This window comes from Streptomyces sp. R21, from assembly GCF_041051975.1.
Lineage (GTDB): Bacteria > Actinomycetota > Actinomycetes > Streptomycetales > Streptomycetaceae > Streptomyces.
On record NZ_CP163435.1, the window covers coordinates 2,520,779 to 2,539,172 of the forward strand.

The window sequence follows — 18,394 nt, forward strand, 5'->3', positions numbered from 1 at the left end:
ACAGGTCACCGGGGAAGATGATTCCCTGGCCCGATGAGCAACGTCACTGTGACCACATGGTCCCTGGAGCAGACGGCCCCGACCGACCTGATCTCCGCGATGGCGCCCGAGGAGGACGTCCGGATCGTCCGCTCCGAGGTGCCCTCGCCGGAGTTCAGCCGCTTCCTCTACGCGTCCGTGGGCGGGGACATCCGCTGGACCGACCGGCTCGCCTGGACCTACGCGCAGTGGCAGGAGGTCCTGGACCGGCCCGGCGCGGAGACCTGGGTCGCCTACGACCGGGGCACCCCCGCGGGCTATGTCGAGCTGGACCCGCAGGACGACGGCACCGTGGAGATCGTCTACTTCGGCCTGATCCCCGCCTTCCGGGGCCGTCGCATCGGCGGCCACCTCCTCGCGTACGGCGCCGCCCGCGCCTGGGACCTGGCCGAGCGCTGGCCGGAGCGCGCCGAGACCAAGCGGGTCTGGCTGCACACATGCAGCAAGGACGGCGAGCACGCGATGGACAACTACCTGCGCCGCGGCTTCAAGCTCTTCGACACGAAGGTCGAGGAGGAGCCGGACGTGGCGGCGCCGGGGCCCTGGCCGGGGGCGTAGCGGGTCACTCCTGGACGAGGGGCAGGACCCTGGAGGGCAGCCCCTCGTCGAGGAACTTCTCCAGTGCGCGAGGCGTCGCCAGCGGGGTGAGCAGCACGATGACACCGGTGAAGAGCGCGACGCCGAGGGCAGTCGATGGCCAGGTGCCCCACCATTCGGCCAGGGCGATGCAGGCGCCGAGCGGCACCACGCAGACGGTCCCGGTCCAGAGCTCGCGTCGTCTGGCTTGGTCGTCGTTCTCCCTGGCCAATGCTCCCCTGGCAGGATCCAGAGGAGCCCAGAGGCGTCGCCCAGCCCCGAGAAAACGGAAGTACGCCGGGCCTCCCACGTTCAGGGCCAGGAAGGCGATGCCCAGCCAGCCCTGTACGCCCCATGACCAGCCGCCCACAAGAACCGCGCCGGCCCTGGCCCAGGGGGCGATCGAGAGCATCACGTACAGCGCCAGGAGTGCGGAGAACCTGACGGCGAACTCGGATTCCCTCAGGCGTGTGGTGCCGGACCGCCAGCTTTCATGGCGTGCGATGCCGGTGTCGGTGAGCAGTCGCACGGCACACAGGCACAGGTCCGGCCGGAGCCACCCCAGCAGTCTCACGCGCGCCTCGGACAGGCCCGCCGCCGCCACCAGGCGGCGTCCCAGCTCGGCACCGGTTTCGTCCGGAGCACCGAAGGAAAATACACGGATTCCGAGATGGGCCAATCCGCGTCGGCCCTGACCCAACGACCGGGCCCAACCTCCGGCATCGCCGAAAAAGGCGTCCAGGTCCGCGTAGAGCGTGGGGTCGACGAGCTCGTCCGGCAGGCTCAGCATCCTCGGCCCGGCACCGCCGTAGTCCACCAGGGCGAGCGGCACCACGATGCGAGGGTCGGGCTCCACGCCGGGTGGCGGGGTCGCACCGGACTCGGCGGCCTGTCGAAGGAGTTTGGCCACCACGCTGAAGATGCCCCGTGACCCCAGCCAGTCGCCACGCTCGCGGTAAGGCCCCGTCACCCAGAAGAACTCGCCCCAGCCGGGCAGGTAGCGCGAGATCCAGGCCAGCTCGCTGGAGATGTTCCTCTGGACCACCGCCAGTTCACGGTCCCTCACCAGATCGGCCAGGCGGAACGCCGCGTCGTGTGCGATAGCGAGGTCGTCCGAGCGGAGCAGTTCCCCAAGGGAGTGAATCGCCTTCGGCGTACGGATGGCCCACAGCATCTCCGCGACCAGCTCACCGGGCAGATCCAGCTCACGGTCGTGCACCGCGGCCACCGCGACATCCCCCATCGAAGCCAACGCGGCCTTCGCCTCCGGCAGTTGCGTGAGCCGCGACGCCAGGAACCGCGCCGCGCGCGGCAGATGCGTGGCGGCCAGCGCATGGAGCGCAGCCCGAGCCCGCCCGGCGTCGTCGGAATGCTCCGCCGTCGCCCGCAGCAGCTCGAACACCGCGACCCCTCGCGGCCGCCGGTCCGCCGCCACCAGCCCGAACGCGGCCACCACGGCGTCCCGTTCGCTCCCCTCGGCCGGTGCCGCGCCGTTCCCGAGGCGTTCGAGGAACATGGTCACGATCTCGTCCGCGAGCGCCTCGTCCACGACCTGCGCGTCGGCCAGGCACTGGAAGGCGAGCAGTGGATCGGCGGCCAGGATCTCGCGCACCACATGGGAACAGTCACGGGAGACGACGCCGCACCACAGCCGGACCGTCTCGCGCCAGACCTCCGGGTCCCGGCGGTAACGCTCCCGCAGCGCGGCCGCCTCGCCGGCGAGGGCCGTGGCGGCCAGGTACTCCTGGAGTGTGAGGTGGGCGAACTGGAAGCGCTCGCCGTTGTCGACGGACAGCAGCAGGCCACTGCGATCGACGATCTCACCGAGCATGTCCTCGGCGCCGTCGACCGGGCGTCCGTAGCGTTCCAGGGTCTCGCGCAGCACCGGCAGCACTTTGTCGTAGGGCATCGCGAGCCGGTCGTACGCGTCCGGCGGCACGTCCTGCGCGGCGAGCGCGAGCCGTTGGAGTGCCGCCCGCTTCACGGGCTGGACGAAGTGCGCGTCGCGCTGCCGGTCGCGCAGCAGGCTCACGATGACCTGCTCGTAGAAGTCGGCCCGGTTGTGCGGCAGGACCTGGCCGGTCCCCGCGTACTCGTAGCTGTAGAGGTACGCGATCATCGTGAGCAGCAGCGGATTGCGGGCCAGCGTCATGAGCTGCGGGGTGTCGCGCAGGGCGCCGAGGAGCTGGTCCACGGTGTCCGGTTCCAGGGTGGGCGGCCAGGGCCAGGCCCCCAGAAAGCGGCCGACGAGCCGGTCGTCGAGTTCCTCGACGCGCAGGGTCCGGTCGGTCTCCTCGTTGAACTCGCCCCGGTAGACGGCGACGCGGCAGGTGACCACGGCACGGCACTGGCCGTACACGGTCATGAACGTCCTGATCGCCGCGGCCACCTGCGGGCGCTGTCCGGTCGGGACCTCGTCGAGTCCGTCGAAGTAGAGGGCGAGCCGGCCCTCGTCGAGGGCGCGCGCGACCCACTTGTCGGCCTTGGGGAAGCCGTGCTCGGCGAAGTGCCCGACGATGTGGTGGACGAGATCGCCGTCGGCCAGGTCCACGGAGCGCAGGGAGAGGAGGACGGGGATGTCGGTCGGTGTCCCGAGGTCGACTCGGTGTCTGCGGCGCGGGTCGTACCAGGTGCGCTCGGGCAGCAGGTCGGGCCGGTAGCGCTGCCGGGCCCAGGCGAGCGCCGTGTGGCGCAGCAGCATCGTCTTGCCCGCACCGGGCACGCCGAGCACCACGGTCCGGCGTGCATCCCCCAGTGTGACGGCGGCCTCCCCCACCTCGGCCGCGGCGCCGAAGCCGGTCGCGGTGCGCAGCGGGACGTAGACCGAGGCCATATCCAGGGCTCGGGCCTCCTCCGGGCGGAAGGAGACGGAGAAGCGGTGATGGCGTTCGTACACCTTGACCGTGTAACGGCGCAGCGCGGTGCGGGCGAGGAGCGCGCTGCCCGCGAGCCGGTTGTAGAGCGCGGTGCCGGCCAGGTCGACGAGGCGCTTGAACACGTCCTTCAGTTTCAGGGCGAGGACGCCCAGGACGAAGGCGGCAGCGGCTGGCAGCCACGTATGCAATCGGTCCCCCATGGACGCCCCCCGCGCCGCCGCGCCGTAGCCGGAAGGGCAGAATACGAGGGGCGGCCCACCCGTGTCCCCGACCTGGCGGAAGTCCCGGGCGCGGGGCTCTGACCAGGGCCGCAGTGACGCACACCACAGCGTCCCAGGATTTGGGACATACATGTCCGCATGGTGGACGATGGTGGACTGGCCCGAGATCCCCGTGACACGCTTCCGTCATGTCTGGAACTGGAATTGCCTTGGTGAGTCGGCGGCACGTCGACCTCGGCCGCATGTCCAGCGCCATCTGTCCGGCGAGCTGACCAGTCCAGCAACGCCGCTTCCCCGCTCTCTTGTGACCCTTGCGCAATGACGCGCCCATACTTCCGTATGCGCCCGCATGTGCAGGTCAGAGCCGCTTTCAGACCTGTCCCGCAGTCCCGAAGGACGTAACAGCCATGGCCGCCACCCCGCAGAATCCCGCCGCGCCCCGCCGCAAGGTGAGCCGTCACCGCGGCGAGGGTCAGTGGGCCGTGGGTCACTTCACCCCGCTCAACGGCAACGAACAGTTCAAGAAGGACGATGACGGTCTCAATGTGCGGACACGCATTGAGACGATCTACTCCAAGCGGGGTTTCGACTCGATCGACCCCAATGACCTGCGTGGCCGCATGCGCTGGTGGGGTCTCTACACCCAGCGCAAGCCCGGGATCGACGGCGGCAAGACCGCGATCCTGGAGCCGGAGGAGCTGGACGACAAGTACTTCATGCTGCGCGTCCGTATCGACGGCGGCCGGCTGACCACCGAGCAGCTGCGCGTCATCGGCGAGATCTCGCAGGAGTTCGCGCGCGGCACCGCCGACCTCACCGACCGGCAGAACGTGCAGTACCACTGGATCCGCATCGAGGACGTCCCGGAGATCTGGGACCGGCTGGAGGCCGTGGGCCTGTCCACGACCGAGGCCTGCGGTGACACGCCCCGCGTCATCCTCGGTTCGCCCGTCGCCGGCATCGCCGAGGACGAGATCATCGACGGCACGCCCGCCATCGAGGAGATCCACCGTCGCGTCATCGGCAACCCCGAGTTCTCGAACCTGCCCCGCAAGTTCAAGACCGCGATCTCCGGCTCGCCGCTGCTGGACGTGGCGCACGAGATCAACGACGTCGCCTTCGTCGGCGTGAACCACCCGGAGCACGGCCCCGGCTTCGACCTCTGGGTCGGCGGCGGCCTCTCCACCAACCCGAAGATCGGCCAGCGTCTCGGTGCCTGGGTGCCGCTCGACGAGGTCGCGGACGTGCACGTCGGCGTCCTGTCGATCTTCCGCGACTACGGCTACCGGCGGCTGCGCACCCGCGCCCGTCTGAAGTTCCTGGTCGCCGACTGGGGCGTCGAGAAGTTCCGCCACGTCCTAGAGGACGAGTACCTGAAGCGCAAGCTCGTCGACGGCCCGGCCCCCGACCAGCCGGTCGCCCGCTGGCGCGACCACGTCGGCGTGCACCGGCAGCAGGACGGCAACTTCTACGTCGGCTTCGCGCCGCGCGTCGGCCGGATCGACGGCGCGACGCTCACGAAGATCGCCGAAGTGGCCGCGGCACACGGCTCGGGCCGGCTGCGCACCACCGTCGAGCAGAAGATGATCGTGCTCGACGTGGCGGAGGACCAGGTCGGCTCCCTGGTCGAGGGCCTGGAGGCGCTCGACCTCACCGTCAGCCCCTCCCCGTTCCGGCGCGGCACGATGGCCTGCACCGGCATCGAGTACTGCAAGCTCGCCATCGTCGAGACCAAGGTGCGCGGCGCCTCGCTGATCGACGAACTGGAGCGCCGTATCCCGGAGTTCGACGAGCCGATCACCATCAACATCAACGGCTGCCCGAACGCCTGCGCCCGTATCCAGGTCGCGGACATCGGTCTCAAGGGCCAGCTGGTTCTCAACGACCAGGGTGAGCAGGTCGAGGGCTTCCAGGTACACCTGGGCGGCGCCCTCGGCCTGGAGGCCGGGTTCGGCCGCAAGGTCCGTGGTCTGAAGGTCACTTCGGAGGAGCTGCCCGACTACGTCGAGCGTGTCCTCACCCGCTTCCAGCAGGAGCGCGAGGACGGCGAGCGGTTCGCCACCTGGGCCGCGCGCGCCAGCGAGGAGGCCCTCTCATGAGCGAGCGTGCGGCGCCGTTCTACTGCCCCTACTGCGGCGACGAGGACCTGCGTCCCAGCGAGCAGGGCCACGGCGCATGGGAATGCGGAGCGTGCAATCGAGCCTTCCAGTTGAAGTTCCTCGGGCTGCTCGCCCGGGGCCTTCAGAACAACACTGGTGGAGGGGACGAGATATGACGACCACTCAGGCAGACACGGCCGATACGAAGCCGGGGACCGGCCGCGACACGGAGGCGTCGGACGGCCGCGACGCCGAGCTCAAGGCGCTCGCCGAACAGGCCGGACGCGATCTGGAGGACGCCTCCGCGCTGGAGATCCTCCAGTGGGCCGCCGGCACCTTCGGCAAGAAGTTCTGCGTGACCTCCTCCATGGAGGACGCGGTGGTCGCCCACCTCGCCTCCCGCGCCTTCCCCGGCGTGGACGTCGTCTTCCTCGACACCGGCTACCACTTCCCGGAGACCATCGGCACCCGGGACGCGGTCGAGGCCGTGATGGACGTCAACGTCATCACGCTCACCCCGCGCCAGACGGTCGCCGAGCAGGACGCCGAGTACGGGCCGAAGCTGCACGACCGCGACCCGGACCTGTGCTGCGCACTGCGCAAGGTCAAGCCCCTTGAAGAGGGCCTGACTTCGTACGACGCCTGGGCGACCGGTCTGCGCCGCGACGAGTCCCCGACCCGGGCGAACACCCCGGTCGTCGGCTGGGACGAGAAGCGCCGCAAGGTCAAGATCTCGCCGATCGCCCGTTGGACGCAGGACGACGTGGACGAGTACGTGGCAGAGCACGGGGTCCTCACCAACCCCTTGCTGATGGACGGCTACGCGTCCGTCGGCTGCGCGCCCTGCACGCGCCGCGTGCTGGAGGGCGAGGACGCCCGCGCCGGACGCTGGGCGGGCCGCGGCAAGACCGAGTGCGGGCTGCACGGCTGACCATGACCGAGATCCCCTCGAACCAGGAGAACCAAGTGACGACCGGAGCCACCATCTGGCTCACGGGTCTGCCGAGTGCCGGCAAGACCACCATCGCGTACGAGCTGGCGGGCCGGCTGCGCGAGGAGGGCCACCTCGTCGAGGTGCTGGACGGCGACGAGATCCGCGAGTTCATCTCGGCGGGCCTCGGCTTCAGCCGCGAGGACCGGCACACCAATGTGCAGCGCATCGGCTTCCTCGCCGAGCTGCTCGCCCGTAACGGCGTCAAGGCGCTCGTCCCGGTGATCGCGCCGTACGCGGACAGCCGTGAGGCGGTGCGCAAGCGCCACCAGGAGAGCGGCGCCGCGTACATCGAGGTGCACGTGGCGACCCCGGTCGAGGTGTGCTCCGTACGCGATGTGAAGGGGCTGTACGCCAAGCAGGCCGCCGGCGAGCTGAAGGGGCTCACCGGGGTCGACGACCCGTACGAGGAGCCCGAGTCGCCCGATCTGCGGATCGAGTCGCACACCCAGACCGTGCAGGAGTCCGCGGCCGCGTTGCACGGGCTGCTCAATGAGAGGGGTCTCGCATGACGACGACCGTTGCCAAGGTGCAGGGGGGCGAGACGGACGCTCCGTACGCCCTCTCCCACCTGGACGCGCTGGAGTCCGAGGCGGTGCACATCTTCCGCGAGGTCGCGGGCGAGTTCGAGCGGCCGGTGATCCTCTTCTCCGGCGGCAAGGACTCCATCGTCATGCTGCACCTCGCCCTGAAGGCCTTCGCCCCCGCGGCGATCCCCTTCTCGCTGCTGCACGTGGACACCGGGCACAACTTCCCCGAGGTGCTGGAGTACCGCGACCGCGCGGTGGCCACCCATGGGCTGCGCCTCCATGTGGCCTCCGTCCAGGACTACATCGACCGCGGTGTGCTCAAGGAACGCCCCGACGGCACCCGCAACCCCCTGCAGACTCTCCCGCTCACCGAGAAGATCCAGGCCGAGAAGTTCGACGCCGTCTTCGGCGGCGGACGCCGCGACGAGGAGAAGGCCCGCGCCAAGGAGCGGGTGTTCTCGCTGCGGGACGAGTTCTCCCAGTGGGACCCCCGCCGCCAGCGCCCCGAACTGTGGAACCTCTACAACGGCCGCCACGCCCCCGGTGAACACGTCCGGGTGTTCCCGCTCTCCAACTGGACCGAGCTGGACGTGTGGCAGTACATCGCCCGCGAGGGCATCGAGCTGCCCGAGATCTACTTCGCGCACGAGCGTGAGGTGTTCCAACGCGCCGGGATGTGGCTGACCGCCGGCGAGTGGGGCGGCCCCAAGAACGGGGAGACCGTCGAGAAGCGTCTCGTGCGCTACCGGACCGTCGGTGACATGTCCTGCACGGGTGCCGTCGACTCCGACGCGGTGACGCTGGACGACGTCATCGTCGAGATCGCCGCCTCCCGGCTGACCGAGCGGGGCGCGACCCGCGCCGACGACAAGATGTCCGAGGCCGCGATGGAAGACCGTAAGCGCGAGGGGTACTTCTAAGCATGAGCACCACCACGGAACTCTCCGAGACCACACTCCTGCGGTTCGCCACCGCCGGCTCCGTCGACGACGGCAAGTCCACCCTCGTCGGTCGCCTGCTGCACGACTCCAAGTCGATCCTCACCGACCAACTGGAGGCCGTGGAACGGGCTTCGGCCGGCCGCGGCGCCGAGGGCCCCGACCTCGCGCTGCTCACCGACGGCCTGCGCGCCGAGCGCGAGCAGGGCATCACCATCGACGTCGCCTACCGCTACTTCGCCACCCCCAAGCGCCGCTTCATCCTCGCCGACACCCCCGGCCACGTGCAGTACACCCGCAACATGGTGACGGGTGCCTCCACGGCCGAGCTGACGGTGATCCTGATCGACGCCCGCAACGGTGTGGTCGAGCAGACCCGCCGGCATGCCGCCCTCGCGGCGCTGCTGCGTGTCCCGCACGTCGTCCTCGCCGTGAACAAGATGGACCTGGTCGACTACAAGGAGTCGGTCTTCGCCGCGATCGCCGAGGAGTTCACGGCGTACGCGCTCGAACTGGGCGTCCCGGAGGTCACCGCGATCCCGATCTCGGCACTCGCCGGGGACAACGTGGTCGACCCGTCCGCGAACATGGACTGGTACGGCGGCCCGACCGTCCTGGAGCACCTGGAGACGGTTCCGGTCACCCACGACCTGAGCCACTGCCACGCCCGCCTTCCCGTGCAGTACGTGATCCGGCCGCAGACCGCCGAGCACCCGGACTACCGGGGCTACGCGGGCCAGATCGCCGCCGGTTCCTTCCGCGTCGGTGAGTCCGTGACGGTCCTGCCCTCCGGCCACGCGTCGAAGATCGCCGGTATCGACCTGCTCGGCGAGCCGGTCGACGTCGCCTGGACCACGCAGTCGGTGACCGTTCTCCTGGAGGACGACATCGACATCTCGCGCGGCGATCTGATCGTGCCCAGCAAGGACGCCCCGCCGACCACGCAGGACGTCGAGGCGACCGTCTGCCACGTCGCCGACGCCCCGCTGACCGTCGGCCACCGGGTGCTGCTCAAGCACGGCACCCGCACGGTCAAGGCGATCGTCAAGGACATCCCGTCCCGGCTGACCCTCGACGACCTGTCGCTGCACCCGCACCCCGGGCAGCTGGTCGCCAACGACATCGGCCGCGTCAAGATCCGCACGGCCGAGCCGCTGCCGGTCGACGCGTACGCCGACTCCCGCCGCACCGGCTCGTTCATCCTGATCGACCCGGCCGACGGCACCACCCTGACCGCGGGCATGGTCGGCGAGTCCTTCGCCTCTCCGGAGCCGGTGAAGGACGAGGGCGACGACGACGGGTGGGACTTCTGACATGAACTCCACCGACTTCTACTCCACGTTCGCGAAGGAGGGCGGCCGCGTCGGCAGCGGCGCCCTCGGCAGCGGGCAGGGCGGGGTCGCGCGATGTGCGTGATGACGTACGCGCACCGCCTGCGCGCCCACGCCCCCCACCGCCTGCGTAAACGAAGACCTGCCGACCTCCCGGCCACGGCCTGAGAAAACCGTGACCGCCGGGCCAACGAGAGGAACCCCTCCCGTGCCTGCCACGCTCCGCTCCACCGCCGTACGCCGCGGCCTCGCCGTCATAGCAGCCCTGCCCCTGCTCGTCCTCGCCGCCTGCAGCTACGGCTCCGAGGCCAAGGACGACACGAAGGCGAAGGTCGCCGCCGGGTCGAAGAAGATCGACGGTCTCGACACCGTGAAGATCGGCTACTTCGGCAACCTCACCCACGCCACGGCGCTGGTCGGCAACCAGAAGGGCTTCTTCCAGAAGGAGCTCGGCGCCACCGAGGCCAAGTACTCGATCTTCAACGCCGGCCCCTCCGAGATCGAGGCGCTGAACTCCGACTCGATCGACATCGGCTGGATCGGCCCCTCCCCGGCGATCAACGGCTACACCAAGTCCGCCGGCAAGAACCTGCGCATCATCGGCGGCTCGGCGTCCGGCGGCGTGAAGCTCGTGGTGAACCCGAAGAAGATCAAGTCCCTCAAGGACGTCAAGGGCAAGAAGATCGCGACCCCGCAGCTCGGCAACACACAGGACGTCGCGTTCCTCAACTGGGCCGCGGAGCAGGGCTGGAAGGTCGACGCGGAGAGCGGCAAGGGCGACGTCTCGGTCGTCCGCACGGACAACAAGATCACCCCGGACGCCTACAAGTCCGGCTCCATCGACGGCGCCTGGGTGCCGGAGCCGACCGCGTCCAAGCTGGTCGCCGAGGGCGGCAAGGTGCTGCTCGACGAGTCGACCCTGTGGCCCGACAAGAAGTTCGTGATCACTAACATCATCGTGTCGCAGAAGTTCCTCAAGGCCCACCCGAAGGTCGTCGAGGCCGTCCTCAAGGGCTCCGTCGAGACCAACAAGTGGATCAACGCCAACCCGGACGAGGCGAAGGCCGCCGCGAACGCCCAGCTCAAGACGGACTCCGGCAAGGAACTGCCGGCCGGCGTGCTGGACCCGGCCTGGAAGTCCATCCAGATCACCAACGACCCGCTGGCCTCCACCCTCAACACCGAGGCGGCACACGCGGTCAAGGCCGGTCTCCTCGACAAGCCCGACCTGAACGGGATCTACGACCTGACCCTGCTCAACAAGGTCCTCAAGGCCGCGGGCGAGAGCACGGTCACCGACGCCGGTCTCGGCGCCAAGTAACCCGGCACACCGATGAGTTCCCAGGAGGTGACGACCATGGCAACAACCTTCGCCAAGGCCGCCGACGCCACGACGTCGGTGGAGCACGCCGCACGGATCGAGCACGTCTCGAAGTCCTTCGCCGGACCCGCCGGGCAGCAGCTCGTCCTCGACGACATCACCCTCGATGTCGCACCGGGCGAGTTCGTCACCCTCCTGGGGGCCTCGGGCTGCGGCAAGTCGACGCTGCTGAACCTGGTCGCCGGGCTCGACCGGCCGAGTGCGGGCAGCATCAGCACCCACGGCCGCCCGGCCCTGATGTTCCAGGAGCACGCCCTCTTCCCGTGGCTGACCGCGGGCAAGAACATCGAACTCGCCCTGCGGCTGCGGGGCGTGGCGAAGTCGGAGCGCCGCGACCGGGCCGAGGAACTCCTCGAACTCGTCCGGCTGAAGGGCGCGTACGGCAAGCGCGTGCACGAGCTGTCCGGCGGTATGCGCCAGCGGGTGGCGATGGCCCGGGCGCTCGCCCAGGACAGCGGACTGCTGCTGATGGACGAGCCGTTCGCCGCGCTCGACGCGATCACCCGGGACGTACTGCACGACGAACTGACCCGGATCTGGCGCGAGACGAAGCTGTCGGTCCTCTTCGTCACGCACAACGTGCGCGAGGCGGTGCGGCTCGCCGAGCGGGTGGTGCTGCTCTCCTCCCGCCCGGGGCGGATCGCGCACGAGTGGACCGTGGACATTCCGCAGCCGCGCCGCATCGAGGACGCCGCCGTGGCGGAGCTGTCCGTCGAGATCACCGAACAACTGCGTGGGGAGATCCGCCGCCATGGCCAGCACTGAGACCAAGGCCGACGCGACCGGCAAAAACGGCCAGGACATGGCCGGTCTGGAGGCCGGCCTCGACGCGCTGGAGACGGTCCAGACGGGGCGCACGCCGTTCCGGCAGACCTTCGTCCAGAAGATCCTGCCCCCTCTCGTCGCCATCGCGCTGGTGGGGCTGGTGTGGCAGGCGCTGATCACCTTCAAGGTCGTCGACGACCCGAGCAAGCTGCCCTCACCGGCGGACGTGTGGGGCGAGCTCAAGGCCGCCTGGCTGGAAGGCAAGCTGCTCGGCTACGTCTGGACCAGTGTCGAGCGGGGCCTGCTGGGCTTCCTGCTGGCGCTCGCCATCGGTACCCCGCTGGGTCTGGTGGTGGCCCGGGTGAAGTTCGTGCGCGCGGCGATCGGTCCGATCCTGTCGGGCCTCCAGTCGCTGCCGTCGGTGGCGTGGGTACCGCCGGCCGTCATCTGGCTGGGCCTGGAACCCTCCATGATGTACGCGGTGATCCTGCTCGGCGCCGTCCCGTCGATCGCCAACGGCCTGGTGTCGGGCGTCGACCAGGTGCCCCCGTTGTTCCTGCGGGCGGGCCGGACGATGGGGGCCACGGGCCTGCGCGGCACCTGGCACATCGTCCTGCCGGCGTCCCTGCCCGGTTACGTCGCGGGTCTGAAGCAGGGCTGGGCGTTCTCCTGGCGCTCACTGATGGCGGCGGAGATCATCGCGTCCTCTCCGGAACTGGGCGTCGGCCTCGGCCAGTTGCTGGAGAACGGCCGCACCGCCAGCTCCATGTCCATGGTCTTCCTGGCCATCTTCCTCATCCTGTTCGTCGGCATCGCCATCGACCTGCTGATCTTCAGCCCGGTCGAGCGGTGGGTGCTGCGCACGCGCGGCCTCCTCGTGAAGAGCTGAACTCCCATGCCCGCCCCGGTCCTTCTCGTCATCGCCCACGGCAGCCGCGACCCGCGGCACGCCGCGACGGTGCACGCTCTCGTACGGCGAGTGCGGGCGCTGCGGCCCGGGATGCGCGTGGAGACCGGCTTCCTGGACTTCAACATCCCTTCGGTGAACGGGGTGTTGGATTCGCTGGCGGCGCAGGGTGTACGGGACGTGGTGGCGCTGCCGTTGCTGCTGACCCGCGCCTTCCACGCGAAGGCCGACATCCCGGCGGTGCTGCGGGACGCGCCGCCGCGGCTGCGCATCCGGCAGGCAGAGGTCCTCGGCCCCTCGCCGCTGCTCACGACCGCGCTCGAACGGCGGTTGTACGAGGCGGGGTTGACCCCCGCCGACAAGTCCTCGACCGGGGTCGTGCTGGCCTCGGCGGGGTCCACCGACCCGGAGGCGATCGCAGTGATCGCTGACATCGCGCGGGAGTGGCGGCACACCGGTTGGTGCGCCGTGCGGCCTGCGTTCGCCTCCGCTTCCCTTCCGCGCACCGAGGACGCCGTGCGCGAGCTGCGCGCCCTCGGATGCGCCCGGGTCGCCGTATCCCCCTATGTCCTCGCGCCCGGCTTCCTGCCGGACCGCATCGCACGGGGCGCGGCGGAGGCGGACGTACTGGCCGATGTGCTGGGGCCCGCGCCGGAGGTGGCGCGGGTGCTGCTGGAGCGGTACGACGCGGCGCGGGTGCCCGCGCTGGCGGCGCTCGGTGCGTAAGAGGATGTGACACACAGGCTCTAAGGCCTGCAGAGTTCGTCCCCCAGCGGCGTACGCGCGTACCGCACGATCCGGCCGCTGCGGGTGCGGCTGAGCAACCCGGCGTCGTGGAGGACGGCGAGGTGCTGGCTGACCGCGCCGGGTGTGACGTCGAGGCGGTGGGCCAGTTCGGTGGTGGAGGCGGGTTCGGCGAGCAGAAGCAGCAGGCGGGCGCGGGCCCGGCCGAGCAGACGGACGAGGGTGCGGTCGGTGACCGGGGGCGGGCCCTCGGAGAGGGTGCCGCGGCCGCGGGCCGGATAGATCAGCGTCGGCGGATGTGAGGGATCGATCAGGGGCTGGGCGCCGCGGGCGAACATCGTCGGCAGCAGTACCAGGCCGCGCCCGTCGATGCTGATGTCGGTCCACGGAGCCATGACCGTGAAGTCATCGGTGGACAACTGCAGGCCGTTGCCCGTCCAGCTGAGCCGGTGGTCGAGTCGGGGGAACAGCCCTGCCGCGCCCTGCTCCGCCAACACCCGCCCGTGGTGGGCGAGATCGGCCTCCAGGATGCTCTGCACCCGCGGCCACCAGTCGGCGGCGAGACAGGTGTGCCAGTAGGCGTCGAGCGCGTCCGCGAGCCGGGCGAGGAAGGCCTCGGGCCGGGCAAGTCCCCGGGCGACGAGGGGCGGCAGCGCTTCCTCGGTCCGGTAGGTGGCGCGGAAGTCGGCGATCACGACGTCCGGTGGGGTGGCGCGCAGCTGTGCGAGCTGGTCGGCGAACGTGGGGCGGGCCCGTTCGGGGCGCGGGGTGAGGAAATCCGGCACCCACAGCCACGGAGCGATCAGGGCGGTGAGCAGCTCGCCGTCGAGGTCGTCCAGGCGGGGGCGGATGCGGCGCAGCCACGGCCGGTGGTGCGGGTAGCGGGCCGGGTCGTGCAGGCAGCGCAGCGAGAACGCCGCCTCCTGCAGCGGCGAGTAGGCGAAGGAGGTGTCGGCGAGGTCGCCGATCGCGAACCGGAACTCGATCATTGAGCGCCACGCTAAATCATTGTCGGGGGCGGGCGCATCAGGGTTTGGCTGGGTGCATGACACTCACCGACCAACCCGTCACCCGGGCCGGCGGGCTGCTGCCCGTCGAGCCCGCGCTGCGCAGGCTGACCGTCCTCACTCTCTTCAACGCCTTCGGCAACGGCCTGTTCTTCCCGCTGGGCGTCCTGTACTTCACCCGGATCGTCGGGCTCGACACGACCTCGGTGGGCCTCGGCATGACGGTGGCGGGCCTGGTCGGGGTGGCGGCGGGGGTACCGGCCGGGCGGGCCGCGGACCGGTGGGGCGCCCGCCGGGTGGGGGCACTGCTGTGGGGCGGCTGCGGGCTCGCGACCGCCGCGTACACGCTGGTCACTTCGTACGCGGGCTTCCTGGTCGCGGTGGTCTGTGTGACCGGGCTGATGATGGCGAGCCGGGGCGTCATGGGGGCGGTGTACGCGGAGGTGCTGCCCGTCGCGAGCCGGGTCGAGGCGCGCGCCTATCTGCGGATGATCGTCAACGTGGCGATGGGCGTGGGCGGGGCGTGCGGTGCGGTGGCGCTGCAGATCGACACCCGCGGCGCGTATGTGGTGGTCATCCTGGTGAACGCGGCATCCTTCGCGGCGCCCGCGCTGATGGTGCGGGCGCTGCCGCTCGCCGCGCATGTCGTGGACCGGGCCGCCGAGCCCGAGGGGCCCGCCGGGAGCCGCTGGCGTGCGGTGCGCGATCTGCCCTATCTGGCGGTGACCGTGCTGAACGCGGTCCTGGTCGTGCACTACACGCTCCTCGAAGTCGGGTTGCCCCTGTGGATCGTGGAACGGACCGACGCGCCGCGCTGGGCGGCGGCCCTGCTGATGATCGTGAACTGCGCCCTGGTCGCGCTGCTCCAGGTGCGAGTGGCCCGGCACGCCTCCCAAGTGCCCAGCGCCGTACGGGCGATGGGCTGGTCGGGACTGCTGCTCGCCGTCGCCTGCGCGGTGTACGCCCTGTCGGCGGGCCTGTCCCCGGTGTGGGCGGTGGTGGCCCTGACGGCGGGCTCGGTGGTGCATGTCTTCGCCGAGGTGCTGTCGGCGGCCGGGGCCTGGACGCTCGGCTACGAACTCGCCGACGCCCGCGCCCATGGCGTCTACCAGGGTGTCTTCGGCTCGGGCATGTCCGCGGGCATGATGGCGGGACCGGCGCTGGTCACGGTGACGGCGATCCGGCACGGTTCGGCGGGCTGGGCTCTGCTCGGCGTCCTGTTCGCGGTCGCGGGTCTCGCCATGCGTCCCGCCGTGCGGTGGGCACAGCGGGACGCGTGGCGCGGCGAACCGGCCGCCTCCTAGGCGGACTTGGTGGTGGCCGTGACGGTGACTGCCGGTCCGGTGCCCGCCGCTGTGACGGCCGCGATCGTGACGGTGTACGCGGTGGCGGGCCGCAGACCGCCGACGACCCGGAACATTCCCTTCGCCGAGGGCTGGCCGACAAGGACGTCCCGGCCTCCGACCTCGATCGGGTCACGGCCGTCGGAGACGGTGACGCGGTAGCCGACGACCTCGGCGTCCCCTGTCGCCGTCGGCGGGGTCCAGGCGACGGTGGCCGCGGCGGATGCCTTACGGAGCTTGGGACTTGTGGGTGCGCCGGGCAGCGCGCTCACGGCGGTGGGGGTCAGCGGGAGCGAGGCGAGCGACGGGGCACTGGTGCCGTGGGCGTTGCTCGCGGTGACGGTGACCGTGAAGGGGCCGCCGGACGAGGGGAGCCCGCCGATACGGACGAGCGCGGTGCGCCTGAACTCGGCGGCGGTGACGGCCTGTTCGCCGACCTGTCGGCCGGAGGCGTCGTAGGCGCGCGCCGTGTACCCCGTCACCTGCGAACCGCCGTCCACGAAGCTCGGGTTGAAGGTGACGTACAGCGAGCCGGTGCCCGCCGTGCTCGTGCCGACGCGGGAGGGCGCCTCAGGGGCGGCTTCGGCACCGACCGCTCGATCCAGCAGTCTGCGATGCGCGGGCTCAAGTCCCGCACTGCCGATGATCTCTGACGGTACGTCGGAGATCCCCGTCATGATCTTGTTGCCGCTGGTCACCAGGCCCTTGTTGTCGCCGTCGGACGTGCCCTCCTCCCACCAGTTGTCCTTGACGAGGGTCGGGTCGTTGTTGCCGAGGTCGTCGCGGTAGTCGGTGTGGCGGGAGGCGACGTTGGCATAGGCGGCGTTGTAGAGGACGTTGCCCTCGACGGTCTCGTAGGTGCAGCCGTTGTCGGTGTAGACGCTCTTGCCCAGGCCCCACTGGTCGTGGATGACATTCCCGGTGACCTTCTCGCCGTCGGCCATCGAGGTGCCGGTGAGTCCCTGGGTGTAGATGCCGCCGCCGTCGTCGAGCATCTGCATGTAGTCGAAGATCAGGTTGTCGCGGACGGCGTTGTCGTGGCTGGGGTTGGGCGTCGCCGGGTCGCCGATCTTGTCGGGCCAGCCGCCCCAGCCCAGGGAGATCGCGCTGTAGCCGACGTGGTCGATCTGGTTGTGGGCGATGGTGTTGTGCTGGGTGTGACCGTTGAGGATCGCGACGCCGCCGTGGAACTCCCGGGGCAGACCGTAGAGGTGATTGTTCGTCACCTGCACACCGGACGCGGGGGTTTGGCCGTCGACTCCGCCGATCTCCAGGCCGTTGCCGGAGATGTCGGTGAAGATGGTGCCGTCGACGGTCGAGTCCTTGGAACCGGTACCCAGGTCGAGGCCGGAGGCGCCCAGATGCGCGAAGACGTCGTCACTGAACCCGATGCGCTGCCCGTACGCGAACGACACATTGCCCGGCATCTTGGTCCAGGACGCGAACGGGCAGGTGCCGCCCTCGACGTACTGGCACAGCCCCTGCGTCGCCCAGCCCTTCTCCCCGGTGATGGTGTAACCCGCCTGGATCTCGGAGAAGCCCTCGGGCCGTGACGGCGTGAGCCAGGTGGCGTAGCTGAACTGCAGCCCGCGGAAGGCGATGTCGCGGACGGGTGCGGAGGCGGTCCCCCGTCCGTCGACCAGCTTCTCGGCCTGCGCCGCCTCGACGTCCGCGCTGGCCAGGCTCTCGCCCTTGCGCGGCAGGTAGTAGACACGGTGCGCGGTGCGGTCGAGGTACCACTCGCCGGGCTGGTCCAGGAGTTCGTAGGCGTTCTCGATGTACGTCGCCCTGCCGCTGTTGGTGAGATGGCCCGGCCCGACCATGCTGACCGTCCGGCCGGGGATGTCGGGAAACTCCACGCGCTTGTTGGAGTTGTCCCAGCACGGCTGGGCCATCGTGATCGTGGTGCCCTCGGCGGCGGCGATACGGCAGCGCGGCTCGGTCCACTGGCCGAGGCCGTTGCGCTCGATGTTCCACAGGGCCTCACCGCTGGTGTAGACGAACTCGGCGTCGGCGGGGTGCTTCCAGCGCGCGAGGGCGTCGGAGGACGCCGTGTACCCGGTGGCGGTCTGGGTGAGGGTGACGGGCACGGCGCCGCGCGCCCGCTGGGCGCGCACCCCGTCGACGTACAACTGCCGTGTGTCGGTGAGCCCTTGGGGCGCGGGGGCCGACCAGAGGCCGGGGCGGCCCTCGACCTGCTGCCAGCCGGCGACCTTGCGGCCGCCGCTGATGACGGTGTTCCCGGTGCCCTGCCACACGACCTTGTGCCCGTTCGCGCCCGAGTCCCTGGCATCGAGGACGAGCGGCTTCGAACGGCGGTAGGTGCCGGAGGCGAGGTGGACGGTGAGGTCGCCGTTCAGTTCGGCGACGCGGTCCCGGGCCAGGTCGCGGGCGCGTTCCAGTGTGCGTACGGGGTGCGGGGCGGTGCCGTTCGCGTGGTCGTCCCCGGACGGGGACACATAGAGGTCGGAGGATGTGGAGGCCCCGGTCGCGGTCTCGGCGCCGGGGACCCCCAGGGCCAGCAGCGTGGAGACCAGGGCGATCACGGCGGCTCTTCGGCGCGTGGGCATGTTCCCTCCCATGGGATCAGCCGTACCCAATCCCGGAAAGGTAGGAGCACTGAAGGGTCACCGTCAATGAATCGGA

The 18,394-nt window shown here is 70.4% G+C and carries 16 protein-coding genes; 13 read left to right on the top strand and 3 right to left on the bottom strand.

What is annotated here, in order from left to right; translation table 11 throughout:
• Nucleotides 1-33: 33 nt before the first annotated feature.
• Nucleotides 34-597, top strand: a complete 564-nt coding sequence (locus tag AB5J56_RS11365; RefSeq protein ID WP_369232567.1) for a GNAT family N-acetyltransferase — start codon at nt 34-36, stop codon at nt 595-597.
• A gap of 4 nt (nt 598-601) precedes the next feature.
• Here AB5J56_RS11365 and AB5J56_RS11370 read toward each other — a convergent pair whose 3' ends face one another.
• On the bottom strand, nt 602-3,691 hold the full coding sequence (locus AB5J56_RS11370) for an NACHT domain-containing NTPase (RefSeq protein WP_369232568.1): 3,090 nt from the start codon (nt 3,689-3,691) through the stop codon (nt 602-604).
• Nucleotides 3,692-3,900: 209 nt separating this feature from the next.
• On the opposite strand from AB5J56_RS11370, the gene AB5J56_RS11375 reads away from it, so the two are divergent.
• From AB5J56_RS11375 to AB5J56_RS11425, 11 genes are all read left to right on the top strand, one after another.
• Complete coding sequence (locus AB5J56_RS11375) at nt 3,901-3,984, top strand: putative leader peptide (protein ID WP_309486338.1); 84 nt, start codon at nt 3,901-3,903, stop codon at nt 3,982-3,984.
• 135 nt (nt 3,985-4,119) lie between these two features.
• On the top strand, nt 4,120-5,811 hold the full coding sequence (locus AB5J56_RS11380) for a nitrite/sulfite reductase (protein WP_369232569.1): 1,692 nt from the start codon (nt 4,120-4,122) through the stop codon (nt 5,809-5,811).
• Nucleotides 5,808-5,987 (top strand): hypothetical protein, encoded by a 180-nt coding sequence (locus AB5J56_RS11385; RefSeq protein ID WP_369232570.1) that lies wholly within the window; start codon nt 5,808-5,810, stop codon nt 5,985-5,987. The genes AB5J56_RS11380 and AB5J56_RS11385 overlap by 4 nt, the downstream gene beginning before the upstream one ends.
• Entirely contained in the window at nt 5,984-6,742 is a 759-nt protein-coding gene (locus AB5J56_RS11390) for a phosphoadenylyl-sulfate reductase (protein ID WP_369232571.1), read from the top strand. The genes AB5J56_RS11385 and AB5J56_RS11390 overlap by 4 nt, the downstream gene beginning before the upstream one ends.
• Nucleotides 6,743-6,744: 2 nt before the next feature.
• On the top strand, nt 6,745-7,314 hold the full coding sequence (gene cysC, locus AB5J56_RS11395; RefSeq protein ID WP_369232572.1) for an adenylyl-sulfate kinase: 570 nt from the start codon (nt 6,745-6,747) through the stop codon (nt 7,312-7,314).
• Complete coding sequence (gene cysD / locus AB5J56_RS11400) at nt 7,311-8,252, top strand: sulfate adenylyltransferase subunit CysD (protein WP_369232573.1); 942 nt, start codon at nt 7,311-7,313, stop codon at nt 8,250-8,252. The genes cysC and cysD overlap by 4 nt, the downstream gene beginning before the upstream one ends.
• A 2-nt stretch (nt 8,253-8,254) precedes the next feature.
• Entirely contained in the window at nt 8,255-9,583 is a 1,329-nt protein-coding gene (locus AB5J56_RS11405) for a sulfate adenylyltransferase subunit 1 (protein ID WP_369232574.1), read from the top strand.
• 226 nt (nt 9,584-9,809) lie between these two features.
• Nucleotides 9,810-10,922, top strand: a complete 1,113-nt coding sequence (locus AB5J56_RS11410; RefSeq protein WP_369232575.1) for an aliphatic sulfonate ABC transporter substrate-binding protein — start codon at nt 9,810-9,812, stop codon at nt 10,920-10,922.
• 36 nt (nt 10,923-10,958) lie between these two features.
• Nucleotides 10,959-11,747 carry an ABC transporter ATP-binding protein gene (locus tag AB5J56_RS11415; protein WP_369232576.1) on the top strand — a complete coding sequence of 263 codons (789 nt, stop codon included), beginning with the start codon at nt 10,959-10,961 and terminating at the stop codon, nt 11,745-11,747.
• On the top strand, nt 11,734-12,636 hold the full coding sequence (locus AB5J56_RS11420; RefSeq protein WP_369232577.1) for an ABC transporter permease: 903 nt from the start codon (nt 11,734-11,736) through the stop codon (nt 12,634-12,636). Before AB5J56_RS11415 ends, AB5J56_RS11420 begins: the two co-directional genes overlap by 14 nt.
• A gap of 6 nt (nt 12,637-12,642) precedes the next feature.
• Nucleotides 12,643-13,380 (top strand): sirohydrochlorin chelatase, encoded by a 738-nt coding sequence (locus tag AB5J56_RS11425; RefSeq protein ID WP_369232578.1) that lies wholly within the window; start codon nt 12,643-12,645, stop codon nt 13,378-13,380.
• 20 nt (nt 13,381-13,400) lie between these two features.
• Here AB5J56_RS11425 and AB5J56_RS11430 read toward each other — a convergent pair whose 3' ends face one another.
• Nucleotides 13,401-14,387: an ArsR family transcriptional regulator gene (locus tag AB5J56_RS11430; protein WP_369232579.1), complete on the bottom strand. Its 987-nt coding sequence runs from the start codon at nt 14,385-14,387 to the stop codon at nt 13,401-13,403.
• 56 nt (nt 14,388-14,443) lie between these two features.
• On the opposite strand from AB5J56_RS11430, the gene AB5J56_RS11435 reads away from it, so the two are divergent.
• Complete coding sequence (locus AB5J56_RS11435) at nt 14,444-15,709, top strand: MFS transporter (protein WP_369232580.1); 1,266 nt, start codon at nt 14,444-14,446, stop codon at nt 15,707-15,709.
• Here AB5J56_RS11435 and AB5J56_RS11440 read toward each other — a convergent pair.
• A complete protein-coding gene (locus AB5J56_RS11440) occupies nt 15,706-18,318 on the bottom strand; it encodes a fibronectin type III domain-containing protein (RefSeq protein ID WP_369232581.1) in 2,613 nt (870 codons plus the stop codon). The two genes, AB5J56_RS11435 and AB5J56_RS11440, sit on opposite strands and share 4 nt — an antisense overlap.
• Nucleotides 18,319-18,394: the final 76 nt, after the last annotated feature.

What these genes read in the sequence shown, in the direction of transcription:
- AB5J56_RS11425 (WP_369232578.1), top strand. Translation starts at nt 12,643, where the DNA reads ATGCCCGCCCCGGTCCTTCTCGTCATCGCCCACGGCAGCCGCGACCCG.
- AB5J56_RS11385 (WP_369232570.1), top strand. Translation starts at nt 5,808, where the DNA reads ATGAGCGAGCGTGCGGCGCCGTTCTACTGCCCCTACTGCGGCGACGAG.
- AB5J56_RS11380 (WP_369232569.1), top strand. Translation starts at nt 4,120, where the DNA reads ATGGCCGCCACCCCGCAGAATCCCGCCGCGCCCCGCCGCAAGGTGAGC.
- AB5J56_RS11390 (WP_369232571.1), top strand. Translation starts at nt 5,984, where the DNA reads ATGACGACCACTCAGGCAGACACGGCCGATACGAAGCCGGGGACCGGC.
- AB5J56_RS11420 (WP_369232577.1), top strand. Translation starts at nt 11,734, where the DNA reads ATGGCCAGCACTGAGACCAAGGCCGACGCGACCGGCAAAAACGGCCAG.
- AB5J56_RS11375 (WP_309486338.1), top strand. Translation starts at nt 3,901, where the DNA reads ATGTCTGGAACTGGAATTGCCTTGGTGAGTCGGCGGCACGTCGACCTC.
- AB5J56_RS11415 (WP_369232576.1), top strand. Translation starts at nt 10,959, where the DNA reads ATGGCAACAACCTTCGCCAAGGCCGCCGACGCCACGACGTCGGTGGAG.
- AB5J56_RS11370 (WP_369232568.1), bottom strand. Translation starts at nt 3,691, where the DNA reads ATGGGGGACCGATTGCATACGTGGCTGCCAGCCGCTGCCGCCTTCGTC.
- AB5J56_RS11440 (WP_369232581.1), bottom strand. Translation starts at nt 18,318, where the DNA reads ATGCCCACGCGCCGAAGAGCCGCCGTGATCGCCCTGGTCTCCACGCTG.
- cysC (WP_369232572.1), top strand. Translation starts at nt 6,745, where the DNA reads ATGACCGAGATCCCCTCGAACCAGGAGAACCAAGTGACGACCGGAGCC.
- AB5J56_RS11430 (WP_369232579.1), bottom strand. Translation starts at nt 14,387, where the DNA reads ATGATCGAGTTCCGGTTCGCGATCGGCGACCTCGCCGACACCTCCTTC.
- AB5J56_RS11435 (WP_369232580.1), top strand. Translation starts at nt 14,444, where the DNA reads ATGACACTCACCGACCAACCCGTCACCCGGGCCGGCGGGCTGCTGCCC.
- cysD (WP_369232573.1), top strand. Translation starts at nt 7,311, where the DNA reads ATGACGACGACCGTTGCCAAGGTGCAGGGGGGCGAGACGGACGCTCCG.
- AB5J56_RS11365 (WP_369232567.1), top strand. Translation starts at nt 34, where the DNA reads ATGAGCAACGTCACTGTGACCACATGGTCCCTGGAGCAGACGGCCCCG.
- AB5J56_RS11405 (WP_369232574.1), top strand. Translation starts at nt 8,255, where the DNA reads ATGAGCACCACCACGGAACTCTCCGAGACCACACTCCTGCGGTTCGCC.